General features: G+C 39.3%; 20 protein-coding genes. 13 read left to right on the top strand and 7 right to left on the bottom strand.

Going from position 1 to position 24924, the window contains the following annotated elements:
* Positions 1-688: 688 nt before the first annotated feature.
* The 4 genes from MSBRM_RS09755 to MSBRM_RS09740 all read right to left on the bottom strand — a co-directional run bounded on the left by MSBRM_RS09755 (position 689) and on the right by MSBRM_RS09740 (position 8247).
* A complete protein-coding gene (locus tag MSBRM_RS09755; RefSeq protein WP_069575246.1) occupies positions 689-2281 on the bottom strand; it encodes a hypothetical protein in 1593 nt (530 codons plus the stop codon).
* Positions 2247-5447, bottom strand: a complete 3201-nt coding sequence (locus MSBRM_RS09750) for a tubulin-like doman-containing protein (protein ID WP_048155533.1) — start codon at positions 5445-5447, stop codon at positions 2247-2249. Before MSBRM_RS09750 ends, MSBRM_RS09755 begins: the two co-directional genes overlap by 35 nt.
* An 80-nt stretch (positions 5448-5527) precedes the next feature.
* Complete coding sequence (locus MSBRM_RS09745) at positions 5528-6328, bottom strand: hypothetical protein (RefSeq protein ID WP_048155530.1); 801 nt, start codon at positions 6326-6328, stop codon at positions 5528-5530.
* A 1019-nt stretch (positions 6329-7347) separates the two neighbouring features.
* Entirely contained in the window at positions 7348-8247 is a 900-nt protein-coding gene (locus tag MSBRM_RS09740) for a PAS domain-containing protein (RefSeq protein ID WP_230668817.1), read from the bottom strand.
* Between the two features lie 73 nt (positions 8248-8320).
* Between MSBRM_RS09740 and MSBRM_RS19505 the strand changes: the two genes are divergently transcribed.
* From MSBRM_RS19505 to MSBRM_RS21310, 5 genes are all read left to right on the top strand, one after another.
* Positions 8321-8785 carry a DUF2769 domain-containing protein gene (locus MSBRM_RS19505; protein ID WP_069575310.1) on the top strand — a complete coding sequence of 155 codons (465 nt, stop codon included), beginning with the start codon at positions 8321-8323 and terminating at the stop codon, positions 8783-8785.
* 740 nt (positions 8786-9525) lie between these two features.
* The gene (anfO, locus tag MSBRM_RS09730; RefSeq protein ID WP_048117393.1) at positions 9526-10164 is read left to right on the top strand and encodes a Fe-only nitrogenase accessory protein AnfO; all 639 of its coding nucleotides are present in this window, start codon (positions 9526-9528) and stop codon (positions 10162-10164) included.
* 68 nt (positions 10165-10232) lie between these two features.
* Positions 10233-10712, top strand: a complete 480-nt coding sequence (locus tag MSBRM_RS09725; protein ID WP_048117395.1) for a hypothetical protein — start codon at positions 10233-10235, stop codon at positions 10710-10712.
* 730 nt (positions 10713-11442) lie between these two features.
* Positions 11443-12261, top strand: a complete 819-nt coding sequence (locus MSBRM_RS09720) for a PrsW family intramembrane metalloprotease (RefSeq protein ID WP_230668815.1) — start codon at positions 11443-11445, stop codon at positions 12259-12261.
* 93 nt (positions 12262-12354) lie between these two features.
* Complete coding sequence (locus MSBRM_RS21310) at positions 12355-12501, top strand: NAD(P)-binding domain-containing protein (RefSeq protein WP_203397921.1); 147 nt, start codon at positions 12355-12357, stop codon at positions 12499-12501.
* A 258-nt stretch (positions 12502-12759) separates the two neighbouring features.
* Here the strand turns inward: MSBRM_RS21310 and MSBRM_RS09715 are convergent, their stop codons facing one another.
* Both MSBRM_RS09715 and MSBRM_RS09710 read right to left on the bottom strand, forming a co-directional pair.
* A complete protein-coding gene (locus tag MSBRM_RS09715) occupies positions 12760-13344 on the bottom strand; it encodes an MEDS domain-containing protein (protein WP_048122825.1) in 585 nt (194 codons plus the stop codon).
* A 543-nt stretch (positions 13345-13887) separates the two neighbouring features.
* Complete coding sequence (locus MSBRM_RS09710; protein ID WP_048117402.1) at positions 13888-15588, bottom strand: SulP family inorganic anion transporter; 1701 nt, start codon at positions 15586-15588, stop codon at positions 13888-13890.
* A gap of 721 nt (positions 15589-16309) precedes the next feature.
* On the opposite strand from MSBRM_RS09710, the gene MSBRM_RS09705 reads away from it, so the two are divergent.
* Positions 16310-16672, top strand: coding sequence for a SpoIIAA family protein (locus MSBRM_RS09705; RefSeq protein WP_048117404.1), 363 nt, complete (start codon positions 16310-16312; stop codon positions 16670-16672).
* Positions 16673-16976: 304 nt separating this feature from the next.
* On the opposite strand, the gene MSBRM_RS09700 is transcribed toward MSBRM_RS09705, so the two are convergent.
* A complete protein-coding gene (locus MSBRM_RS09700) occupies positions 16977-18191 on the bottom strand; it encodes an ATP-grasp domain-containing protein (RefSeq protein ID WP_048155527.1) in 1215 nt (404 codons plus the stop codon).
* Between the two features lie 206 nt (positions 18192-18397).
* Between MSBRM_RS09700 and MSBRM_RS09695 the strand changes: the two genes are divergently transcribed.
* The 7 genes from MSBRM_RS09695 to MSBRM_RS09670 all read left to right on the top strand — a co-directional run bounded on the left by MSBRM_RS09695 (position 18398) and on the right by MSBRM_RS09670 (position 24924).
* Positions 18398-19687, top strand: a complete 1290-nt coding sequence (locus MSBRM_RS09695) for a tetratricopeptide repeat protein (protein ID WP_048155526.1) — start codon at positions 18398-18400, stop codon at positions 19685-19687.
* A 61-nt stretch (positions 19688-19748) separates the two neighbouring features.
* Entirely contained in the window at positions 19749-21056 is a 1308-nt protein-coding gene (locus MSBRM_RS09690) for an IS4 family transposase (protein ID WP_048155523.1), read from the top strand.
* A 64-nt stretch (positions 21057-21120) separates the two neighbouring features.
* A complete protein-coding gene (locus MSBRM_RS09685) occupies positions 21121-21690 on the top strand; it encodes a hypothetical protein (RefSeq protein WP_048155520.1) in 570 nt (189 codons plus the stop codon).
* A 65-nt stretch (positions 21691-21755) separates the two neighbouring features.
* Complete coding sequence (locus MSBRM_RS09680; protein WP_176722166.1) at positions 21756-21938, top strand: VOC family protein; 183 nt, start codon at positions 21756-21758, stop codon at positions 21936-21938.
* Positions 21919-22218, top strand: coding sequence for an outer membrane lipoprotein-sorting protein (locus tag MSBRM_RS19490; protein ID WP_080943698.1), 300 nt, complete (start codon positions 21919-21921; stop codon positions 22216-22218). The genes MSBRM_RS09680 and MSBRM_RS19490 overlap by 20 nt, the downstream gene beginning before the upstream one ends.
* Positions 22219-22272: 54 nt before the next feature.
* Complete coding sequence (dinB, locus tag MSBRM_RS09675) at positions 22273-23376, top strand: DNA polymerase IV (RefSeq protein WP_176722167.1); 1104 nt, start codon at positions 22273-22275, stop codon at positions 23374-23376.
* A gap of 507 nt (positions 23377-23883) precedes the next feature.
* Positions 23884-24924 (top strand): AI-2E family transporter, encoded by a 1041-nt coding sequence (locus MSBRM_RS09670; RefSeq protein WP_048117410.1) that lies wholly within the window; start codon positions 23884-23886, stop codon positions 24922-24924.

Raw genomic sequence — 24924 nt, 5'->3', positions numbered from 1 at the left:
CATCCAGATTAACTGAAGACAGGTTAGACGAACCGCCACCAGGAGAACTAGATAATTGTAATTGCGTATTTGACGTATTTTCATTCCTCAAATCCTGTATTCGAGGGCTTATATCTCCCCTAATCTCTAGCTGGACCCTGAAAGAAGGAAAATTCGTGTCATTGTTTTTTGATATGTTAAATGAAGGAAATGTCAGCTCCAAGCCTGTTTTTGATAGTATCAGGAGCCCTGCTATTAAAAATAGGAAAAACAACAAGTGTATCCTGCAATTCTTTTCTTTTACCAGGTTTTATTCTTTTTTGGAGGCGCTTCCAGAGTTTTTTGAAAATCGCTACCTTGAGTATTATCAAGATTAAAAACATTCCTGTACTCTTTTAGACTGTACTCTTTTAGACTGTACTCTTTTAAATTTTCCTTTTGAATTTTCCTTTTGAATTCTGCCTCTCATTTCCACCGGATTTACCTTTTTATCATTCGCTGCAGAAGATCGAATTTTTCCGCCTTCAAACATAAAATCAGGGTCAAGTTCTCCAGGGCCAACCGATATATCAGTTTGCGAAGGATAAAGGGACAGAGCAAGGCTGAATATCTGAAAAAGGACGGGTTTTAGCTTAAAAATCAAACCGGTAAGCAGAAATCCTCAAATTCAGAAGCCGAATCCTCAAATTCAGAAGCTGAATCCTCAAATTCAGAAGCCGAATTTTGCAATTTCACCCACTCTCCAGGGAAAAATCTGGGTGATTCCCTGTTGCTCCTCAGGCAAATCCTTTGAAGCTTGAGGAGATAGGGTTGCATCCACGCTTACGGTATAAAAATAAATAGGGACTCTTTTTGCAAGGTTCTGTATTTCCCGGAATGTGTAAATTCTGTCAAGGAGGCTGTAGATCTCAGCCTCAATTTCCCCGGCTTTTTCGGAATTATCCGGAATTTCGGAAAGGTCTTTTAATTTATCTGTTTTGGTCAGCACAAGAGCATAGAACTTATCAGGCCCAAGCTGATCCATGAGCCGGAAATAGTGCCCGAAAAGGGTTGTCAATTCTTTTCTTCCTTCTCCGTGATAATCCAGGATATAATCGCCATCTACCAGAAAAATAACCTTTCCAGCAGTCTTCATTTTTTTGTAGATACAGGCCAAAATAAGGTTATGAAACTGATCCCCAGCTTCCTTTGCATATTTGTTTTTCAGAAGCTCAAGAAAACTTAGAGTCCCTATTTGCCTGTGAAGAGCTTCCACACTGAACCCAGGCAGCTTTTCATTTCCAGATAGTTTTTCATTCCCAGATAACTTTTTATTTCCAGATAGTTTTTCGTTTCCGGATAGTTTTTCATTCCCAGATAACTTTTCAGTCAGGCTGCGGAGCGCTCGATAGTACTTTTTCGGTTCCAGGTCTTCGGTATATTCTCCACCATAGTCAATAAAAGTAAACTCTACTGGAAGTAAGCCATTCTTTTTTCCTCTAAGTTCATAAATTGCTAGGTCTGTACGGTTGGTACTTTTTGGAGTTATTCCTCCCTCAAGTTCAGCAAGCATGGATTCAATCCTTAGTTTTTTTTCGCTTTTCTTAGAGAGCTGCCAGACTTTTTCCTCTTCTCTATCGGAAGACAAAATAATTTCCCTGTGGGTTCCTTCATAAAAGTCCACAAAATGGCTGTATAAGGCAAGCAGTAGAAGGGTCTTGCCTGAATGTGAGGGTCCGTAAACAAAGATCTCAGAAGCCTGAATGCCCCGAATGAAAGTTGTTGACATCAGCAGGAAAAAAACCGCCAGAAAAGCTATCCCGAGATTATTAAGTTCTTCGGAACTAATTTCGAAGGCCTGCCGTATTCCTTCGATTGAAAACGGGTATACGAATTCGAGAAGCCTTATAAGAAGGTAACAGCTGAGAACAAGAAAGAAAAATCGAGACCCTGACCTGGCATATCTGGCAAGGGAACTGAACTGGTTTCTGGAAAGGACCTGAAAATCGAGTAGGCTCCCTGCAAAAAATCCCAAAACAAGGCCGTTTGTGTTTAAAAAATCATGCTGCGAAAGAAGGTGGAGTACAGGCAAAAAGCCTGCAAACAAAAAAAGGCTTCCTCTCCTTGACTGCTCGTGCAGAGCCAGCCCGAAAGCATTTGCAATCAGGAAAGCCGGGATGAAACTCAGCCAGAAAACTCCAGGCCCTGAAATGCTCGGAACTTCAATCCGTCCTCCGTAAGTTATGAGAAGAAAGGATAAAAGCAGGATAAAACCGGCTGCAGGCAGTTCAGAGAGCAATCTCCAGTTTCCTTGAATCCTCATGCTGTAATGCCTCTTTTATGCTTTTTTCCTCGTATAGCCTGTTGATCCTTTCTCCTACATTTCCACCTCTCTTTTCCAGGTTTGCCAGTTCTCCGGCCTCTCTGAGGTCCAGAAGTGCTTTTCGAGTAATGTATTTCCCTTCCTGGAGTTTCAGAACGTGGTGAAGTACGTTATCCTTATTGTTTTCATATACTTCCCAGAAGCCGCCTCCAGCGGTCAGAGGAGATATATTGTCCAGAAAACCGGACGCAGAGAAGAAGGTAAGGGCAATATCCCAAGACCCTGTATAGTTGTGGGTTGCAAGTTTTGCATCATTGATGTTCTTTAAGGCAAGGGTCCCGTTTATTTCATCTTTGATTGCATCAGCTATGCGTTCGCTTGTAAGCTGGCTTGAGATGTAGGATGACCTTGAGGAAACAACAAGAGCGGCTTTTCCGAAGTTCCAGCGTTCAGTCGCGCTGATAGGGATCATCAGGTTGTGAACCCCGAGCTTGTAGCTTTCAACAAGGTTCTTGTATGTGACCAGAATTTCCTCAATGAGTTTATCAAGTTCATGTTTTCCACTGTCATCCCAGTCAAGGTCAGTCATGTCAGAACTTGCATCGATAAGGGAGAGAATCTTCGGGTTTATATTCCCAAACTTGGTCATATAGAGGCTGATTGAGGTTTTTCCCCCAAGCCCGTGGAGGTTATTCATCCTGGTAACCTCCTCGTAAAATTGTCCGTAATACCTGTTCAGGTCTCTCCGGTTTGCAAGGGTTTCTTCGGTCAGTGTTTCGACTTTTTCAATCAGGGCTGAAAGGGCATGTTTTTCCTGAAGGCTTTTTTCAAGCTCAAGTACTTCCGTTTCAACCCGACCAAATTTTCCGGAATAGTCTTCCTTTTGCAGGGTCTTTTCGGTCAGGATTTCCCTAAAAACGCTTCTCATTTTGGGCCGGTCTCTGGACTTAAAACCCTGTTCGATTTCCTCAAGCTCTAAATCCTGAAGATCCAGCCCGAAAAACAGGGATTTGAGCACTTTATCCTTAAGTTCCTCAGACTTTCTGTCCAGGCTTTCGCTCAAAAAGCTCTCAGGAACCGAGAGTTCGAAGGGGCTGTTTATCTGGAGATACTCCCTTCCCGTACTCTTGATATATTCTTCTTTGTTTCGTTTCTTTGCTTCATAGTTCCTGAGGGACTTGGTCTTGTTTCCCTTTATTGCGACAAGGACTTTTTCCTTTATTCCGGCATTTTCGAGCCGGTTGATTTTGTAGTCATAAAAAGAGTAGAGTGCAATTGCTTCAAGGAGACTTCCTAGCTCGTTTAAATTCAGATCAAGGTCCCTGGAAAGCGTTTCAAGCTCTCTCTGAAAACCAGGAACCCCGGCCATGAGAAGCCAGCTGTCCTTATCTCCACTTTTTATATTTCCTTCCTTGAGATTGCCAAGAAACGCGTCAATTTTTGTTTTCAGGTCATATTCGTGTTCCTGAAGCACCTTCAATTTCTCTTTCTGGCTGAAATATTCCTCAAGCTCCAGGTCGTTGTCGTTTAAGGCTTTGTCAACGGCTTTTTCAACCTGAATGTGAAGTTCGTTAAGTAAATCCCGCTCACCCTTCTTCCTCTGAAGTTCGGCTTCTACTTCCAGTGTCTCTTCTTTTAAGCTTTTAGCTTTTACATTCAACCTGTCCATAAAGGAAACAAGGTCCTGTTTTCCTTTCAGGACATTTATAAGCACGGATCCGACAGTTTCTTCTTCAATCCCTGCAGTCCGTTTAAATAGCCTTGCAGTTTCTTCTATGCCTGAGAGAGCTTCGGGAATCAATCTAAAGAGCACTTTGTCATTTTCATCTTTTAGCTCATCTTCCTTTACACTGAGATTAAAGGTTTTCACCTTCGAAAGGAAGCTCAGCATATCTTCGTAGTTATTTATTTTTTCGAGACTGGTTTCAGCCGAAATGTTATTCTGGATAAAGAATTCAATCGCATCCGGGCTCTGGTAGTTGAGAAGTTTTTCAATCTCGTTCTTCCAGACCTTTTCAACGTTTCCATACTCCTTTTTGATATATTCGGAGTCAGCCCGCGTGGGAGGGACTTCCCTAAACAGGTTCTGGCTGTCAAGCAGGGTTTTTACGCTCCTGTTAATCTCTTTTCGTGTTGCAGTAATCGCTTCAAGTTCCAGGATAACTTCTTCATACTGTTTTTTCAGGGCCTTTAGCTCGTCCACAGGGTACTCGATTACGTGGGCATCTGCAAAAACAAACGAGGAGTAAAGGTGTTTTGAGTCGCTCAGGTTGATGTCTCCTTTTTTAATGTGGAAGAAATTTGTCAGTATGTGAGGAAACATGGAATCGAATTCATGCACTTCTACCTTTGCCTCTTCCCCTTTTTTATATCCTGTAGGCCCAAGTGAGGTCAGGATTATGTGATTGAAAAGCCTCTCGTTCAGGTTCAGGTATTCAAGTTCGGTAAGGGCGATTGCAGCATTTAATTGTTCTTTTTCGCCTTCTTTTGTTGTAGGAATTACCGCAAAGAGCCAGATCTGGCTGCTCTCTCCTTTAAGTGCTCGTATATACCTGGCAAGGTCAATAAACATCCCTGACCCAGTACCTCCCCCAAGCCCTACAATAAGGGCTGTGGTTCCTGTACTGGGAAATGTAGGAAAACCACTTGCCTGCCCCTGACTCAGTACCTTGTAGAAAATAGCCTTTGAAATGGCCCTTCTCCGGTGTACGCCTCCGCCAAAGTCATCAATTAAAAAAGGGTCAATAGATCTCAGTTCCTCAAAACTGAGCCCAAAGTCTCCTGAATCGTTCATCCACCAGGTTTTGACAAGAGGCTCAGACTTCCGGTCCTTTATCTTTTCTGCAACTTCCTGGCTTGTCAGGTCTGAAACCTGGGTTATATTTGCCAGGGAAGGCAGGTAATAGTATTTGTATTCAATATTTCCCCCTGCTCCCATTTCCTGTATTCTGGACTTAACCCTGCTTCTGTACCATTCGTCATCAGCCCTTTCGTTGGCATCCGTATCCATTGTATAAATCCTCAACCTTTTTCCGGGCACAAGGTAGCTGTCGAGTATCCAGTCATGCCTGCAGACCTCTTCACACAGACGTTTTCCACAACCTCCAAGCCCCAAAATTGTCAGGTCCATAGGAAGCTGCAGTGAAATATTGCCCCCTCTGTTCATTCTTCATCCTCCGAATTTTTAAGTCTTAATCCGATTACAAATCCAAGCAGTGCAGTTGCTAAGAACCCAAGGGCGTACTTTCATTTCATGTTCGATGCGTCTGCTTTTTCCTGGAGCAGATAGTCTGCAAGTTCGTTCGACTCATTATGCAGGCCAAGGTCAAAGAAGGCCTGTAGCTTCATACCCAGGACCGGGTCGGAAAATCCGTTCAATTTTTCCTTAAACTGTTGACTTTCTTCTTCGGTAGCAAGACTCTCGGTTTTCTTTTCAATCAAATAATCTGCAAGCTTATTTGCCTCGGTGACAAGCCCGCGGTCAAACATATCCTGCAGGTACATGCTTAAAAACGGGTCTTCGATTTGTGCAGCCTTCTTTTCGAAAGAATCAACGTCAGTAACTGCAATCGTGAATGTGCTCGTATCGCTTCCCTGAATGGCATTTCCTTTTTCATCGGTAGGCTTGATCCGATAATAGGCATATCCTGTCCTTTTAGAGTCATATTTCACCAGTGTAAGTTTCTCATACTGCTGGACCTCAGTGACACCAGGAACCTGTCCGTTTAGCTGGACAACGATTTTTTTTATATCATCTTTGACTGGAAGCTCAAAGTGGCTCTCATTACTTTGAAGATTCAACTCTGTAAAATTATAGATTGGCTTGTCGTCATATTTTTCCAGATCCGTATCAAAATACAGATAATCCGCAGCACTGGGAATGCCGCTTATTGTCAAAACGCAACTTATCTCCTGCTTTTCCTTAACCTCAGCCGGATGGTCTCCTTCTACGTTGACTTCAACTGCTGATGCAGGCACTGTAAGCCATGAGAAAAAGAAATATAGTAAACATAGCGTAAGCGTGCAGGCCTTGTGGCCTTTTCTCATACCTTATCCCCCCTGTAAAAAATGAGAATAATACGTTCTAATAACCCCACGTAATCTCTGCATATGTCAATAAATACTTATTTTTTGAATATTTTTGCAATGAGAGGTTTATAAAATTTTCATCTTGTAAATAAATCTGCATAGTCGTCTAATTAATTAAAAACCTGATTTCTATCCCAGTTCCAAATACCAACCGGGTTTTCTATTGTAAAAAACATTTATTGAAAACCCTTAGTTCCCCAAAAAGTTCTACCAAAAGTTCTCCGAAAAAATGAGTTTTAGGATGAGTGGTCTGAACTCAGTGAAATGAATTTTGGAGTGAGTGACCTGAAATGAGTGAAATGAGTTTTAGAATAGATGTATTGAAATAAGTAAACCGATATCTTACCCACCAGTCCCGTATGTCTAAAAATTGAAGAAGTAACCCCGTTTTGTAGACCTCCTGATTCACAATAAAGAATATAAAAAAGATTAGCTCCTTGGTCTCTGGCCCTGAGAACGGTTCGCTTACTCATTCAAACTCCTTGTAACCGAACCGTTTTCAGGATGTAACCCTCTTTAGTTTTCTGGGGAACAATTTGCTTATACTTTATACCTTTTCCATACCTTTTCGTATTTTTCGTGTTACTCAACATTCTTTGTTTTCGGTCTTCACACTCAGGCATTTCGGAGAGGCTGCAGATCCTGCAATTCTATTAAAACCTGCAAACACTTCTTAATACTCTCAAACATAAATAGTTATTTGTTAAGAAAGTAAGAAAGCTATAAGAAGTATCTAATTCATATTAGGATGACATAGGGTAGTGATTATTTAGAACTTAACATTATATTACTGTTAAATAATATATTATTTTGTATTTTTCTTGAGACTTGAAACTCCCTGACCAAGCTTACCAACTAAACTTGTCAACTAAACTTGTTCTATAAAATAGAATTCCGGAAATAATATAAATCGGTTAAATTCCGGCTCCTGAAAGCCTGAAGATTGTTTCTTATATTTTCTTGTTTAAATCTACAGGTCAGGCTCTTTTCATACTTCGGGTTATATCTTCTATAATACCCTGGAAATGAGTAACTTTTCCTTCCTCGTTGCGTTGGATAAAGGTTTTTTCATCAATCCAGCGGACATCAGCAGTCTGAGTAAGAATCCGGTACTGACGGTTAAACTCCTTTCCTCCTTCTTCACAGTTTTCCTCAAGTTCAAGTTCCACAAGGAGCAGGTCTTCGGGGTGGATAATCTTCCCATAAAGAACTTTTCCGGAAATGAAGTCCTCTGGAACGTACCCGAACTGCCTGACATTTTCAGACACATATAGCGTGGGCCAGTATTTTTCAGCCTTCCAGAGAAACACTACCATTGGGCTATTGTTAATTACGGCTTCAAGGACTTTTTGCCGCTCAAGGAGAGCTTTTTGTTTTTCCATGAGAGCTTTCTGGCTTTGAAGAGCATCCTTCAGAGCCTTTTCATTTTTAATCTCCTGAGTAATGTCCCTGACTATTCCCTGGAAATTCGTTACATTTCCTGTCTTATCACGCTGGATAAAAGTCTTTTCTTCTACCCATCGGATTTCCCTCTTCCCTGTAAGAACCCTGTACCTCTGTACAAAGCTGTCATTTCCAGCCTCGCAGCATCGGGTAAGTTCCTTTCTAACCCTATCTATATCCTCGGAATGGACTATATCTGAATATATTATTCTTCCTGTAAGGAAATCTTCTGCGCTGTATTCAAGCTGGGTTACGTTTTCCGAAACGTACTTGGCAGGCCATTTTTTATCAGGAGCCCAGAGAAAAGCCATAACCGGGCTGTTATTAATTACGGTTTCCAGAACTTGCTGTCTTTCCAGTGCTTCACCAAGAATCAGTTCGTCGCTTTCAGCCAGTTGATTGAATCCCATAGCTTCTACCTCTCCAATAACCATTCCAGATCCAAAATCCTTTAACCTCCTCAGGTAATGTACGCTTTTTAAATCCTTAAGCAATATATAATATATTTTGACATCTTATAAATCATGTCTTTCTGCACACAGGAGGAATGTTCTGAGTTCCAGACTACCAACAGTAAATGAAAAGGATAACTGGACAAAGGAAAAGTCCGAGAAGAGAACATTTGAAATAGTACAACAGACCAGGAAAGAATATGGAAAATATTTCGGGATCTGCAGCTCATACCATAACCTTAAAGCCTGCGCCTGCAAAAACTGTCCTTCTTATTCCGGCGGTGCAGGGATGTTTTGCTCCAGAGGCAAACGTCTGGAACAGGGAAAAAAACTGGGTTGCCTCTGTGAAACCTGTGAACTTTTCAGGAAATTCCGACTTGAAGGAGAATACTTCTGCCTGAATGCCGAAAAACCGGAACTGTCCGAAGAAAAGCCTGAGTTTCTCCTGAAGAACTGCAGAAAAGTTCCTGAATCCAGTGGTAAGACCAGGTTCTGTGTGCTGGGAGAATCAAAAATATAAGTACATGAATTCAAAGTGAAATGAATTCGAAGTGAAATGAATTCGAAGTGAAATGAATTCGAAGTGAAATGAATTCGAAGTGAAATGAATTCAAAGTGAAATGAACTCAAAGGTAAATGAACTCAAAGGTAAATGAACTCAAAGGTAAATGAACTCAAAGGTAAATGAATTCAAAGTGAAATGAATTCAAAATCACCGAAACCTGAACAACCCTCGTTTTTTCTTGGAATTCAAATTAAAATGACTGAAAATCTCTTTTATACCGATTTCAGATTTCAGATCTTTTATTCATAGTGTTTGGGATTTTTATTCGGAAAATTGTAGTCGCTTTCTAACCTGAAACCTATTACAGAGATTTCAATAAACAGCCTTTATATTTTCATATGGTTTCCAGTTCTATGTAGCTTTTCGTCTCTGGTTGCAATATCCTTTGGCGGAGTTAATCTGGTCTGGCTTTACTCTGGTCTGGTTTTCTTTGTTTATAATCAATGGTTTTCGTTCCAAGAATCTCACAGTTCGTTATTTCTCTAAAACAAATAGCTGGTGCGTTCCGGAAAAATATGAAGATACTATTGTTCGCATGATAAAATGGACTGAAAGCGCGTTCACAAACGATATATCACAGGTTGCTGAATGAGTCCAGCAGAGCTTATATAAATCGAACAATAATCAAATGGTAAGAAATTGTTTTAATCGCATTCCGACATCTCATAAATTTCAACACGACAGGAGGACACGCCTTGAAAATAGCAGTTGTAGAAAACGAGAACCAGAAAGCGAGTTCAATATTCGAACCAGGATTCATTGCAATATATGAGGAAGACGGTGGGGAATGGAAAGTTCTGACACGGTTTGAAAATCAAGTTTGCAACGCGAAAGGTATGGCCGCGGTACGCGCGTCTGTAGCGGATACAATAAAACAGCTTGGCGACGTAAAAGTAATTGTTGCAAGTGAAATCCCAGGAATAGCGTCCGGGACTTTTCAAGCAGCAAGTTTTGACATATTCCTTGTGGAAGGTAATGTGCTGGATCTTCTTGATTCAATCAAAAAAGAAATGCTTGAAACAATTGAGGAGCGTCAGAAAGAACCGCCAAAATTTGACATCACGCAGTTTCTGGAACCCGGTGTGAATAAAGGTGATTTTTCGATTAATATAGAAGACATCATGTTTAAAAATCCGGACTTGACTTCAAAGAAAATTCTGATCCCCTATCTGAAAAACGGAGAATTTAACAGACTGGATGTCATTTGCAGCCATATTCCAAAGTGGTTTGTCACAAATTTAGGCTCCATGGGGTTTGAATATGAAATCGTGAACGATTTGCCGAATAGAAAGACTGTTAGAGTAGTGCGCATGCAAACTTCGTCATCGAAATAAAGGCATAGATTTTTGGAAAATCAGGATACAGGTAAATCTTATTATCGTTTAAGGAAAGTAATGATATAATGGACGGAAGGGGAGCAGAAAGAGGACCTCTGCAACTGGACATAGGAATAGTTGTATCAGGGCTTGGAGGGAACTCCAATCAGGAAAGGAATCAATTTAACGGACTTGTTTCCTTTTTCGGTGTTGATTTTGGATTATATATCGGACCATCATATAATCCGTTTCGGACTATAGGACCAAGTATAGGCATCGGTGTGGTTATAGGGTCTAATGGTTTTCTGGCTGCAAAATTGGGCGTTCATTTCAGAAGAGCATTCGGTTTAGCTATGCTTTTTCCTATAGTTCCTATTTATGGTGTTACTGGAGCAAGCTTTTTAGCTGCGCTGCCTATTTCAGAAGGAGCTAAAGTTGCAGCAACTATCCCTTTACTGTTAGTGCCGGCAGCATTCGTATACCAGGGAAATCTCAAAGAATTACATAGGCGCGGAATAGAAACTTTAACGGAATTGAGAGCACGTCTGCCAGGAAAAAAATATTAATTCATAAAATTAAACCTGAATCTATTAAACCTGAATCTATTAAACCTGAATCTATTAAACCTGAATCTATTAAACCTGAATCTATTAAACCTGAATCTATTAAACCTGAATCTATTAAACCTGAATCTATTAAACCTGAATCTATTAAACCTGAATCTATTAAACCTGGATCTAAGAATAATGTCTGTAAAGCGTTCTCAATCCCTCTCTGGATGCTCTATTTAGAAATCTTCTCACTCTTCCAGGGACTGTTTCTTTAGCAAGTTTCTGAAAATTACAAGTCCGGTGATTAAGGCATTACTCTGATAGAGCGAAGATCTCTATCGTTACAATTAAGCCAGTTATCTTTCCAGGATCTGGCTATACTTTACTGCACTGGGTACTCCTCTTCATGATTTTAATAAAATTTGCTGGGTACGGTTATCAGAGGGTTAGCATTAAAAGCTCCACCTTAATGATATCACATATCTTATTGCATGGGTAAAGGATGTTTTTGGTGACAGGCTATGGGGTGCAGGCAGGAAACAGTCTGCTGAGCTACGTAAACGGTTTAACTTCGTAGCAGCAAGCAGCACCTTGATTGTAATCACTGATTACTTTCAGGAGCCTAATTAACCTGTGATTACAGATCTTGAAGACAGACCAGGATCTGGACGTAGCAAAATGAGATTAACAGATTAGATAGGAGGAAATTATGGACAGCACGACGGAAATTCAGCCGCCTGTGCCGGTGGTCCGACGGAACGGCTGGTTAAAGGTTCTAACCACAGCAGTGGTCTTCTACGTTCTCTTACTGGTGGCCTTGCTGCTGACGAAGAACTCAAACCTTTTTCCCACCCTGGCAATGGTCGGCAGCTTTATGGTCCCTGTCGCTTATGTGGCTTTTATATACGAGCGCAGGCACCTAAGCAGCTTGACAATGCCAACGGTCTCCCTGGCTTTTATATATGGCGGGCTTCTGGGTATCATTGCTGCGGCCTTTCTAGAGCCATTTTTTATCAGGCAGCTGAATCTTGGGGCAATTTTAAGAATAGGACTCATCGAAGAGTTTGCTAAAATCCTGGGAGTGCTGGTGATTGCACGCCGCAGGCGGCATGACTCGGAAATGGACGGATTGATTCTGGGTGCGGCAGCGGGAATGGGATTTGCAGCCCTGGAAAGTAACGGTTACGCCTTTACGGCTCTTTTGGAAAGTCATGGGAGTATTTCGGCAACAGTGGAAGTGACCTTACTTCGTGGTCTGCTTGCTCCGCTGGGGCACGGAACCTGGACAGCTATTTTAGCCAGTGTACTGTTCCGGGAAAGCAAGAGTTGTAACTTCCGCATTAACTGGCAGGTAATTAATGCTTATCTGCTTGTTTCCATTCTACATGCAACGTGGGACGGGCTGCCCCTGGTAGTTTCTTCTATCTTTGGCCAGGATTTAGGCGTGTTAATTGCATGGGGTGTGATTGGTGCTGTCGGATTGTTAATCCTCTGGATACGCTGGAAAGAAGCAATCAGGTTACAAATGGTTTTGCCATCAGGAATCGAGGAAACGTGTACCTAAGGAAGACTACGTGTAACCTCAAGCCCAAACTGATGTAACTTTGGAGGAACTTCGGGACACATAAAAGCGTTAGGAAGAGCATGAGGTAATCAATTGACAACTTCAAGTATTGACAAAAAAACATTTATTGGCGTGATAGGCCTGGGGATCATGGGAAGTTCTTTTGCTTCGAACCTTCTATTACAAAGCTACGATGTTCACGTACATAACAGGACAAAGAAAAAAGCTCGGCCACTTTAAGGATCTAAAACTTATAAACGCGCAGATAATCAGAACCGGGGCCTTATTGCCGATGACATAGATGGTCATAGAGGGAGGAATACTCAAGAGCAGTAGAAAATGGTGAAGGGCAGAAGGACTCCAGTGTTATTGGTTGGAAATCCAGCGTAAAAACGGATTAGCTTAAGTCATGAGGGTTCTGCCAAGGACCTGACCAAACTCAACATTAAGAATCCAACATTAAGAATACAAAAAAATAGTTCTTTATATGGAATTTCTTCATCTGGAATTTCTTATTTTTTCCCATTTCCCTTTCCTTTTGATCAGAGCAAATTGATGCCTTTCAATGATATTGAAAATTGCAGCTGCATTATATTTCCTGAGAAAATAGGTACAGAGAACCAGCATATGAGAGTTGTCGATTACCCGGTTTATTTCTCTTTCATATTCAGCGAAATCATCCCGATATTCTTCTTCCAGCGAAAAGAGTCCTTCAAATAACCTCAAACCTTCATAGCCATTAGCCAGAGCTTTGTTAAGTTTTTCCATCAGGCCATTTAAGATCTCTTGCGTATCGAAAAAACCTCTTTTCAAATACCAGTCGTCATAATGAATAATTTCTATTTGCCCTTTTTCCAGATAAGTTTCTGGATTAGAAACAAACATTTTAAAGGTTTTTTTCGCTTCTAGAGGATTTGATGCAACCCATATGCAAAATTCGTTATTTTCTAACCCTGCTTTTAAATATGGAATAATTATATCTACCAGATCCTGTTTTGTATTATAAAACTGGCAGAAGTGTGTTCCCCAATTAATATTTCCAATAGCACCAATGCCAGAATTTCTGGTTACTTCCTCTGTCATCTCTCCTCCATTTGCTCATACTCAGCTTTTATTTTCAATTCTACATAAACTAAGCAATAATCTGTTTAAGCAATAATTTGTTTAAGCAATAATCTGTTTAAGCAATAATCTGTTTAAGCAATAATCTGTTTAAGCAATAATCTGTTTAAGCAATAATCTGTTATAACTAAGCAGTAATCTTTTATAATCTGGCATATTTTACAGGCAAAGAAAACGAACGTGGGCTAAAAGATATTTCCTGGCACGGGTGCAAGCTCTACAGTCCAGGCTGGGACGACCCTCGTGCAAGAGCCCTTTCTTTTACCATGGGAGAACCCGGAGACGAAGAAGATATACATGTTATGATGAATATGTACTGTGAGCCTCTTGAGTTCGAAATTCAGGAACTCAAATGTATATAAGTAGAAGCTGGTATAGAGCAGTCGATACGTTCCTGCCTTCTTCTCAGGAAATTGCCGGAGCCGGAGAAGAAAACAGCGCAGAAATTCCGGGCACTGAAAAAAGTTGAAGTTTTAAAATTAGTGTGAAAAATTATCTGTAGATCTAGCGTAACGAACCATCTGTTGATTTTTTATATGCCTCTATAACATCCTGAACTGACTCAAAGATATGGTCTTTACCAATCATTTGAGTTATGCCGTCTCGATCCAGCTCATTCATCACAGGCTGTACTACTTCACTTAATACAAGAGTAATTTCCAGTTTTTGCAGTTGTGTATACACTTTTTTGAGCGTCTCTGCAGAAGTGAAATCGATATCTCCAATGTTTGTGGCAGAAATGCAAAACCATTTAAGTGAACCATTTTTTATGGCAAGATCTATTATTTCTTCCGCGAAGCGGCCTTCGTTAGCAAAGTAGAGGTTTGAACCAAAACGGTAGATTAACAGTCCTTCAACAGCTTGCTGTCCACTTTCTAGTGGAAATGTCTTCATTGCCCCTCCTGCCTTTGGAACAAGCAGAAGGTTCAGTGGCCTGTAACTATGTCGCAGGTGAGCAATGATCGAGAGTACAATAGCTATAAGGATTCCCTGCTCGACACCTATAACTACTACCGTTATAGCCGTTATCAAGGCAACAGCAAACTCTACAGGCCGCTGTTTGTGAAGGGCGGTCATTCCTTCGATATCGATAAGATGCAAACCAATAAGGAATACCATAGACGAAAGTACAGCTGTGGGTAAATAGGCGAATGGTCCGGTAAAGAACAACAGTACTAATATAACAGTGAAGACCGTTGTGAGCTGAGTAAGCTGTGTCCGACCTCCGGCATTTTTGATCATTTCAGTCTTGGTTGGACTGCCGTTGACAACGAAAGTCCCTGATATCCCTGCTGCTGCGTTAGCAAGGCTCAATCCAATGAGATCCGTATTTTCATTAAAAGTGTCGGAAAACTTAATGGCATAAGCACGAGATGTTGCAGCACTCTGGGCAAGGATAATAACAAAACAAGAAATGGATATGTTAAAGATCTCTGGGAAATTTGAAAGCGGGATTTGAGGAAAAGAAATTTGTGGCAGACCTTGTGGTACTGTGCCAAGGACGCTAATCCCATAAGAGGAAAGGTCTAATATCCGGCTTGCAGCAATTGCACCAATAATCGCTATTAGTGAACCTGGAAATTTGTGGCTGAGCTTTTCGCCAAGAACAATAACCCCAATTACGGATAATGAGACCAGGAGTGTGGGAGTATTTGTAAGAAAGAGGTTTCTTACTAAAGAGATGATCTGCACAGATGTTCCATCTGGTTCTGAAGGTATCCCAAGCATCCCGCTAATCTGTGATATAGAGATGTAGATACCAGCACCTGTGAGAAATCCTATCAAAACCGTGTAGGAGAGGAAGTCAGCGAGAAAACCAAGTTGGAACAAACCTCCAAGGAAAAGCAAGATTGCTACGAGTAGAGCGATTGCGCTTGCATATGCGACATATTGTGAAGATCCCGGCACGGCTATCGTTGTTAGTCCACTTGCTATAATTGCCGCGGTTGCGGAATCGGCGCCAACGACAAGATGGCGAGATGAACCAAAAATGGCAAAAGCTAACATTGGAAACAGGATTGTGTAGATTCCAGTAACTACAGGCATGCCTGCAATTTTAGTGTATCCCATAACTTCGGGGATGGCAAACGCTGCGAATGTTATCCCTGCGATAATTTCCAGGGGTATTTGTTTGGATTTGAGGGGTAATATTCCCTGAAAGAGGGAAAGATGAAAAGATCTTCTGGAATTCTGTGCAGGTTTCATATTCGCTCTAATCTCCTTACAATAAGGTAATTTTTTGATTTAAATCCTTGAATGACGGATATATCAAACCAGCCTAATATCCGCATGGATTTTCAAACCTTTGATCTTATCTTGCAGGTCATATGTTTCGATCTACAGCTTTAATTATAATTATCGATTTGTTTCTATTGATTTTTATTTATCTTCTTTCAATTATTTCCTGGTTATGATACCATTGTTTTCTCAGTTCAACCGCATAAATCCTATTTATTTTTCATGATAAATCTTTTGAATATGATATGAATATAATGGTCCGAGTCAAAGTTTATATTCATTCAAATTAATAAATTAAAAACTCAAACTAAAAACTCAAACTAAAAACTCAAACTAAAAACTCAAACTAAAAACTCAAACTAAAAACTCAAACTAAAAACTCAAACTAAAAACTCAACTCAAAAACTCAAACTAAAAACTCAAACTAAAAACTCAAACTAAAAACTCAACTCAAAAACTCAAACTAAAAACTCAAACTAAAAACTCAAACTAAAAACTCAAACTAAAAACTCAAACTAAAAACTCAACTCAAAAACTCAACTTAAAAACTCAACTTAAAAACTCAAAACTCTAATGGCATAAGGCTAAGAAAATTATATTGAATTGCTATCGGATAGCAATTTGCAGGAAAAGCCATTTGAATATCTTGTGGGGCGCTACAGTTCTTGTATACTAAAGGGGGAGTTAAATGATAGAGATCATGCAGGGTTTGCCGGGAAATGTCGTAGCAGTCAATGTAAGTGGAGAAGTAACTGGGGATGACTACAAAAATGTATTAATTCCTGCTGTTGAGGACAAAATCAAGAAGTATGGTAAGGTTCGTATTCTTTATCACATGGATAAGGAACTCGAGTGGTTTACCCTTAATGCCATGCTGGAAGATGCCAAAGTTGGCATACTGAACATTACAGACTTTGAAAAGATTGCAGTTGTTTCAGACGTGGACTGGATGAATGTTGCCGTTGAAATCTTTAAGTTTATTGTTCCTTTTCCGGTGAGAACCTATAAGAATGAAGAGCTTCTTGAAGCAGAAACATGGATCAGTGAATGAACCTTCATAAAAATGATAGGTTAAAAATCAAGACTCTTCGCTATTTAGAATGGGCAAATTTATAGCTACTTCTTTAATGATCTTTATTTTTGAACATTATTTTTGAACATTATTTTTGAACATTATTTTTGAACATTATTTTTGAACATTATTTTTGAACATTATTTTTGAACATTATTTTTGAACATTATTTTTGAACATTATTTTTGAACATTATTTTTGAACATTATTTTTGAACATTATTTTTGAACATTATTTTTGAACATTATTTTTGAACATTATTTTTGAACATTATTTTTGAACATTATTTTTGAACATTATTTTTGAGCACAGAACTTGCAGACGCTGCTTCTTTGAAAGTGATATATTCCCTCAAGTCCGATTTCAGAATCCTTTCAATCTCGCTCCAGCTACTGTCTCTGGTTTCGGTAAACATGTACCCGAAGTAGCCGCGTGTTTCGTAATCCGCTTTTCTGAGTTCAAGAGGCTTTTCAAAGTCTGAAAGCAGTTTTTCGTAATCAAAAGCTTTTACGTCCTTCAAATTGAGGTCTTCCGATTTGTTCAGCATAATAAAGCAGAAGCTTTTTCCTTCTTTGTCTGCAAGAATTTTATTCCAGTCCGGCTCAAGCTGTTCCAGAAAATACCTGTAAGTGTTAATCCCATATGCAAAATATGCAATATCAGTAACGCACAGGCCGGCAAAGCGCATCGGGTTCAGTTCAATAGGCTGGATCCGCCTGTCCTGCGATATTCGAAGTTCCAGATGAAGGGGAAAATTCCTGAGCCCGGCCAGATTTCCGATTTCCTTTAAAAGATCTTCAATGGCTTCCCTGTAGGTTTCTATAATCTTTTTCGAAGTAAAATATACCCTGTCACTGACATCGTTTTCCGAAGAAAAGATATGTTTAAAGATATCGAGGACTACCGGCTTTCCTTCGCGGTTGAAATAAGCGTCAACTGCAAACTCTTCCCCTTCGATATTTCCTTCGATAATGAAATTCTCCATATTCAGGACCTGCTCCGGATAGAGCTTTTTGATCTCTTCAACCTCAGCCTTTATAGACTTCAGGACCGAATCCCATTCTTCGTTGGTGGAAACCTTATGAACCCCAAGGCTGAAAAATCCCACGGCAGGCTTTATAATGAACGGTTTTTTGATTTCTTCAACCCGGATTTTGTCCAGTTCTTCAAATTTAACACTCTTAAAATATAATTCCGGGTAGAGCCTTTCCAGCAGCTCTCTGAACTTAACTTTGTTTTTGAAGAGCTCGATTTTCTCAGGCAGCCCTGTAAATCCAAGATTTTCCGAAATCCAGCCAATTGAGTTTTCGGAATTGGAATAAAGGGCACATTCACCTTTTTCTTTTATTAATTTGATAAATTCATCTTCTTCAAGAAGGTTTAGCTTTTTTTCAGTCTTCAGTCCGGCTGCCATTTCATTTTTTAAAACAGGAATCTGTAATTCTGCAGCAGTATTTTTTAGTAATTTGGAGACGTAAGGGTAATCGAGGATTAACATTTTTTTAACCTTTTACTTTCTATGATGAGGCTTTTTCACGTATTCAAGCACTGTAGTCAGTTTGATAAGATATAAAATTATATCTGTATTTTTAATCTTTTTATTTAATTTAAACATGTTTTTATATTAGATTGTGATTTTAACTAATTATATAAGATCTGTCCAATTGCTATGACTTGCTAGTTCTTACATAAAAGGAGACCTTTATGGATGTTGAAGAGCTGATCAAAACAGCTGATGAATTACGTCATATGGGAAAATATGAGGAAGCCTTAAATAACTATGACACAGCCCTAGACACTCTCGAAACATGCTCTAACTCCTTAGAAAATGAACAAAAAGCTCTTGCATTGATTGGTAAAGGTCTTGCTCTTTGGAATCTAAAAAGATGTGATGATGCCTTAAGCACATTAAATGAATCTATTGAAATCTTAAGTACATTAAATAAATCTATTGAAATCGATTCAAAATTAACTAAAGCGTGGAATACCAAAGGTCTTGTACTCCGTAATCTAAAAAGATATGATGAAGCCTTAGATGCTTTTGATAAATCAATTAATATTGACCAAGATAATGCTTTTTCATGGAATGGCAGAGGCCTTGTTTTATTAAACCTTCAGAAATATACTGATGCTATTGAAGCTTACAAAACTGCACTCAGTAAGAATGCAATCAAAGAAAAACCAGATAATAAAGAGCTTACTTTTTCGTTGAATGGGAAAGGTGTTGCTTTTGCAAGTTTGGGGAAATTTGATGAATCTGTAGAGGCTTTTAACGAGTCAATAAAGCTTGATTCAAAATCAGCTTTTGCGTTATCTGGTAAAGCTACTGTTTATTATAGTATTGGAAAACTTGAAGAAGCCTTGAATCTTTTTAAAGATTCTTTAAAGTTTGACCCAATTTCCAGCTTCGCATGGAATGGAAAAGGTCTAGTTCTTTTAAGTCTTAAGCAATTTGATATCGCTATAGAGTCGTTTAAGAAATCAATTTCTTTTGATTGCGACTTCATTCCTGCATATAATAACTTGACAGAACTTTATCTGGATATTGGTGACTTAAAAAATGCTAGTTCAACATTAGATGATGTTTTATTTAAAGATACTATAAATGATTCCACTTTGTTTTTAAAAGGAAGAGTTGAACTTGAAAAACAAAAGTATGATACTGCTATCCATTATTTTAAAGAAGCAATTTCATTGAGTACTGGTAGTCCATTAATCTTAATATGGGAAGTTTATGCCAAATACCTCAAAGCAGAAGTTAGCTTTGATCTCAACGATAAAAAGTATCAAGATTTAATTCTTTCATGCATAAGAGATCTCGAAAAAATAAGTACTTCCATAAAAGATCTCGCAAAAACGAGCACATATATTTCTTTAAACGGTACAACTGAGTGTTTAAACTTAAAAAGATACGAGAAAATGAGAAAAAAGTTGTTGATGAGCACACAATCCTTTTTAGTTAAACGTAAACGTAATTCATGCGTCATCGGTTAAGCATTAAATTCCCTCTCTTGTATGTGTTTTTTATATTAGTAATATAAATATCTCTGTATCTATGTCTCCTTGTCCCCCACTTACTCTTGAAGACTCTCTTCGGGAAATGTTTCCCGAAGAGTGGTTAAGGCAAACTGCCAAAGAAACTGGTCTTATAGTACGTGAACGTAAAATTGACCCTGTCATTATCTTTTGGGTTTTAACTCTCAGTTTTGGTGTACGCTTACAGCGTACACTTGCCAGTTTGAAACGCGAATATGAAACTGAGTCACAAAAAACCATAAGCGATAGCAGCTGGTACTATCGTTTCACTCCAGAACTTGTTGAGTTTCTTCACCAGTGTGTAATTCATGGCATGGGAGAGCTTGCAAAAGAACCTGGTAGGAAACTTAGCAAGAAACTCGAAACCTTCCAAGATGTTGTCATTCAGGACAGCACAATTGTTCGTCTCCATTCCTCGTTAGCAGACAAGTTTCCTGCAGCAAGATCAAGAACAGTAGCTGCAGGAGTAAAAGTTGGAGTTATGGTAAGTGCAGTTGCTAACGGACCTAGAACCGTTGCTCTGTACTCTGAAAAAACAGCTGAAATAAAGACATTAAAAATAGGTCCCTGGATCAAAGACCGTATTCTCCTTGTTGATCTTGGTTTCTACAAAACTCAAATGTTTGCAAGAGTTGAAGAAAATGGGGGATATTTTGTCTCAAGGATTAGGAAGAATATAGACCCTATTCTTGTTTCTATTGAAGAGGGACTTTCTAAGACAAAAAGCAAAGAGTTCGCTGGAAAACCTGTTAGTGAATGTATTAAGCAACTTTCTGGAAAAGATATTGATGCAGTTGTAAAAATAGAATTCAAAAGAAGAGAGTATAAAGGCAAGCAAAAACAGGACGAGATAAATGTACGTCTTGTTGCCGTATATAACGATGAGGATGAAAAATACCACATTTACATCACAAATATTCAGAAAGATATTTTGAATGCAAAAGACATTGCAAACTTATATGAGGCAAGATGGGACATAGAACTGTTGTTTAAGGAATTGAAAAGCAAATACTCGCTGGACGTTCTTGAAACAAAGAATGTGCAGGTAATTGAAGCTCGAATCTGGACAGCAATATTGACACTAATCGTTAGCAGAAGAATATATTCTCTTGTAAGAAAATCAACAACTCATCCTGAAAAAATGGCTAGATATACGCAGTTACGTTGGAGTACAATATTTGCAGAGAATGCATCAGATTTATTGACAGTAATTCTGCATAGATGTGGAATTCAAAGAACTTTTGAAACGATAATGAGCGTATATGAAAGTCAAGCATTAGATCCTCATGTAAACAGAGAAAGGTTTAGAGATGAATGGTTTGAGTAATAAATGAAAAATTGGATTCAAAAAGAGTAACAGAAGAAGGAAATAAATCCTTAACCGATGACCAATGAAACGTAATTCAAATATTTCAATTAAATTATTAGCAAAAGTAACTTCTGAACTCTTGAGATATAATACGTTAAGGATTGAATCATATAATAGTTATTTTTTAGGTTGCTTCTATTATAAGCTCAAAGATTATTTTTCAGCAAAGGATGAATTCACGAATTGTAGAAAACTCAATTTTGAACCTAAGGTAACTAACTCTGCAAAACAGTTACTTGAAGACATTTGGAATCACAAAATAGACACTTCGATACCAAAGTGGTGGCTAGAGTCACCTTGCCACAGTTTTAGAAGAAAGATTACATTTTTATTTTTATTATTTTCCATATTTGGATTATCATTTATTGACTGGAAGGATAACACAACGCAATACGTATTCTTATTTATGTTACTCTTCTTTTTCTTGGTTTCTCCGTGTCTTAAGAGTTTAAAAGGAAGTGAAATCGAGATTGAATTGCAATCTCCACAAAATTTTGAACTAACTCCAGGATTGATAGAGAAAAGCCTTAAAGATTTCGAGAAGGATTTCGAAAAGGGTTTAAAGAGTGAACTAAATTGGGAAATTTTTTGAAGGATTTATATTCAAGTTCAATCTTACCTAATAACTAATTTAACATAACAGTTATTTAGGTAACTATGAAAATCCTTCAAACCCTCTCCCGTCTCTATGTAAACGACCTCGACTCATCCCTCAAATTCTATGAAGAACTCCTTGGCTCCCCCGCAGCCATGCGCTTTGAAATCCCGCAAATCGTCCTGGAGCTGGCTCAGATAGAAAATATTTTGCTAATAGCCGGCTATAGGAATTATCCTCAATGATACGAATGTCTCCTTACTTGGAGTTGAGAAGCTTGACAATAGGGAAACGTATCTGCTGAATACAAATCCTAAAGAAACCGGAAAAAGTGCTGCACAATACTACACGAAAGTCTGGGTAGATAAAGAAACATGGATGCCTCTTAAGTACGAGATGTATGATAGTAGCGGAAACCTGACAGCAAAAGTTGAAATATGGGACCTTAAGGTTAATTCAGGAATTCCAGATTCTGAATTTGTTTTCAATATTCCTGATGGCGCTGAAATAAAAACAACAGGTTAATACTTTCACTCGACTTCCTCAATCCTTTTTTATATTATTTCCTATCTGAGAATAATGCCTGTTTCCAGTTTGAAAATAAATCCTCCTGAAAGGCGAATTACCTTCCACGCGGATATGGACAGTTTCTTTGCGTCGGTTGAGGTCAGAGAGAGACCGGAATTGAAAGGAATGCCTGTAGTTGTGGGCTCTGACCCGAAAGGAGGTTCGGGAAGAGGAGTTGTGAGCACCTGCTCGTATGAAGCGCGGAAATACGGAATTCACTCCGCAATGCCCATATCACAGGCTTACAGGCTCTGTCCGGATGCGGTTTTTTTGCCTGTAAACATGAAACTCTACGTGGGCGTTTCGGCAAAAATAATGGAACTTTTGAAGGGATTTGCAGACAGGTTTCAGCAAGTCAGTGTGGATGAAGCCTATCTTGTGCCAGGACCCGAGATCACAAATTTTAAAGATGCCGCCCTTTACGCCCTCAGGATCAAGGACGAGGTACAGAAGCAGGAAGGAATTACCTGTTCAGTCGGAGTCGGTCCTAACAAATTAATCGCAAAAATCGCATCTGATTTCCAGAAGCCTGATGGGCTTACCATTGTCAGGCCCGAAGATGTAAGAGAATTTCTTTTTCCGCTGCCGGTCTCAAAAATTCCAGGAATAGGGGAAAAAACGGCTGATACACTGAAGTCAATGGGCTTAAACAGGGTAGAAGAACTTGCAAACTGTGATGTACAGCTTCTTTCTGGAAAGTTCGGAAAAATTGGACTTCGCATGAAGCAATTGGCAAACGGGCTTGATTTTAGGGAAGTTAGGGAAAAGGAAAGTGTAAAATCAATTAGCAGGCATGGAACTTTTGCTGAAGACACCAGTGACCCTGTAAAAATTACCGGGTCTCTTGACCTGCTCGCTGAAAGTGTACATAGTTCTCTTCTTAAAAACAGGCTTCTTTTCAAAACCGTAGTCCTCACTGTGCGTTTCGAGGATTTCTCTACCTATACACGCTCAAAAACCATCCCAATCTGGACTTCGGACATCTTTGTGATCAAAAGGACAGCCATACAGCTTCTCTCCGAATTTATAGGGAATCGAAAGCTCAGGTTAGTAGGCATAGGAGTCACCAAACTCCGCGAAAGGGATGAAAAGCAAACCCTGATAACAGACTTTTAACATAAGCCTTTTCAAAAAACTACTTTCCTGCAAGCCTTTTCAAAAAACGTCTTTCTCGCAAGCTTTTTCAAATAAGGCTTAAGCGAAAACCACAGCAACGACGCGGTCGACGTGGTCAAGCGGTACAACAAGCCTTTTGAATAAAATCTTGACCAAAAACCCTAGCAACGTTTGGGTTTGAGGGTCTTGGCTCTTCGTTGTTTTGTGTGGGTATCTTCACAATGTCCTCATAAAAACCAATGCAGTCTTAAATTGAAAATCATCTTGTCCATAGGAAATGACGAAAACCAGAATCTTATCACCAAACCCTATCAGCGTGATAAACCGGCGCAACGGTTGATCGAAAACTCCTGGCAACATTTGAATTTGAGTACCTTATCCCCGAACCCTATCGGCGTGATAAACCGGCGCAACGGTTTGTGATAAACCGGCGCAATAATTGCGGGTCAACGGTTGATTTGAAACAGTCATACTTATATTTTAATAATAGAAAGCCAATTAGGTTTGATGAAAAAAGTTGTAAAGATGGCTCTGGCCCTTCTCATAATTGTTGTTCTGACTGTGCTTATCGCTTATGCCACACTTCCTTATTTAAATTATATTTTTGGAGCTTTGATCCTTTTCGTTATATTTCGTTCTTTATACCATTTTCTCATAAGAAAACTAAAGATTCGGAAGCAATTCGCAGCCATACTTGTAATAATAATTTCTATTTTTGTTGTACTGGTTCCTCTTTACTTTCTTTTGAATACAATCATCGACGAAATCGAACAGCTTTTAGTTAATCAGGCATCCATTCTCGCGTCTATTGAAGCTGGAGGTCACTTTTTAACTGATTCTCTCTTAAGGCTGAATATTCCTATAAATGTATTCCAGTCCAAAATTGAAGAAAAAGCAATGGAACTTGCTTCACAGGCCGTTAATTACACAAGCCTGTTCATTGTGGGGTCAATCCAGAGTATAAGCCATCAGTCCATCGGGCTATTGATAATGTACTTTCTGCTTTACTACCTCTTTACTGAAGAGGATTCGGATTTTATGCGCCAGGTCTCTGTTGCAGTTCCTTTCAATGAAGAAAATACAGCCACTCTTCTGGATGAGTTCCGGAGAATGGTTCGGACGACTCTTATCGCCAGCGGGGCAGTTGCTCTTGTCCAGGGTGGAATTCTAACTATAGTATTTGTTATCTTTAGTATCCAGGGAGCTTTCCTCTGGGGCTTCATTGCAGCAATTCTATCCTTTTTGCCTGTTGTCGGAGCGCCTTTAGTCTGGGTTCCTGCAATTATTGTCCAGTTTTTCCAGAAGGACTATACTGCAGCGATCGCTATACTTGCAGCTGGGATTTTTATAAGTGTTATTGACAATTTCCTCAGGCCCATTATCCAGAAAAGAGTTGGAGAAATCCATCCGTTTCTGTCTCTGCTTGGAGTTGTTATAGGAGTATCTCTTTTCGGACTGTTAGGAATCGTTATAGGTCCCCTCTTGCTTTCCTACTTCGTTCTGACAGTACAGATGTTTTCCAGAGAATACCTTTCTGGAAAGGAGTAA

It is taken from the genome of Methanosarcina barkeri MS, from assembly GCF_000970025.1.
GTDB lineage: Archaea > Halobacteriota > Methanosarcinia > Methanosarcinales > Methanosarcinaceae > Methanosarcina > Methanosarcina barkeri.
This window is presented reverse-complemented; position numbering and strand designations above follow the sequence as displayed.

Excerpts from the sequence above, each read along its gene's own strand:
- MSBRM_RS09755 (WP_069575246.1), bottom strand. The coding sequence starts at position 2,281 with ATGAGGATTCAAGGAAACTGGAGATTGCTCTCTGAACTGCCTGCAGCC.
- MSBRM_RS09750 (WP_048155533.1), bottom strand. The coding sequence starts at position 5,447 with ATGAACAGAGGGGGCAATATTTCACTGCAGCTTCCTATGGACCTGACA.
- MSBRM_RS09745 (WP_048155530.1), bottom strand. The coding sequence starts at position 6,328 with ATGAGAAAAGGCCACAAGGCCTGCACGCTTACGCTATGTTTACTATAT.
- MSBRM_RS09740 (WP_230668817.1), bottom strand. The coding sequence starts at position 8,247 with ATGGTTATTGGAGAGGTAGAAGCTATGGGATTCAATCAACTGGCTGAA.
- MSBRM_RS09725 (WP_048117395.1), top strand. The coding sequence starts at position 10,233 with ATGGACGGAAGGGGAGCAGAAAGAGGACCTCTGCAACTGGACATAGGA.
- MSBRM_RS09715 (WP_048122825.1), bottom strand. The coding sequence starts at position 13,344 with ATGACAGAGGAAGTAACCAGAAATTCTGGCATTGGTGCTATTGGAAAT.
- MSBRM_RS09710 (WP_048117402.1), bottom strand. The coding sequence starts at position 15,588 with ATGAAACCTGCACAGAATTCCAGAAGATCTTTTCATCTTTCCCTCTTT.
- MSBRM_RS09705 (WP_048117404.1), top strand. The coding sequence starts at position 16,310 with ATGATAGAGATCATGCAGGGTTTGCCGGGAAATGTCGTAGCAGTCAAT.
- MSBRM_RS09700 (WP_048155527.1), bottom strand. The coding sequence starts at position 18,191 with ATGTTAATCCTCGATTACCCTTACGTCTCCAAATTACTAAAAAATACT.
- MSBRM_RS09695 (WP_048155526.1), top strand. The coding sequence starts at position 18,398 with ATGGATGTTGAAGAGCTGATCAAAACAGCTGATGAATTACGTCATATG.
- MSBRM_RS09690 (WP_048155523.1), top strand. The coding sequence starts at position 19,749 with ATGTCTCCTTGTCCCCCACTTACTCTTGAAGACTCTCTTCGGGAAATG.
- MSBRM_RS09685 (WP_048155520.1), top strand. The coding sequence starts at position 21,121 with ATGAAACGTAATTCAAATATTTCAATTAAATTATTAGCAAAAGTAACT.
- MSBRM_RS09680 (WP_176722166.1), top strand. The coding sequence starts at position 21,756 with ATGAAAATCCTTCAAACCCTCTCCCGTCTCTATGTAAACGACCTCGAC.
- dinB (WP_176722167.1), top strand. The coding sequence starts at position 22,273 with ATGCCTGTTTCCAGTTTGAAAATAAATCCTCCTGAAAGGCGAATTACC.
- MSBRM_RS09670 (WP_048117410.1), top strand. The coding sequence starts at position 23,884 with ATGAAAAAAGTTGTAAAGATGGCTCTGGCCCTTCTCATAATTGTTGTT.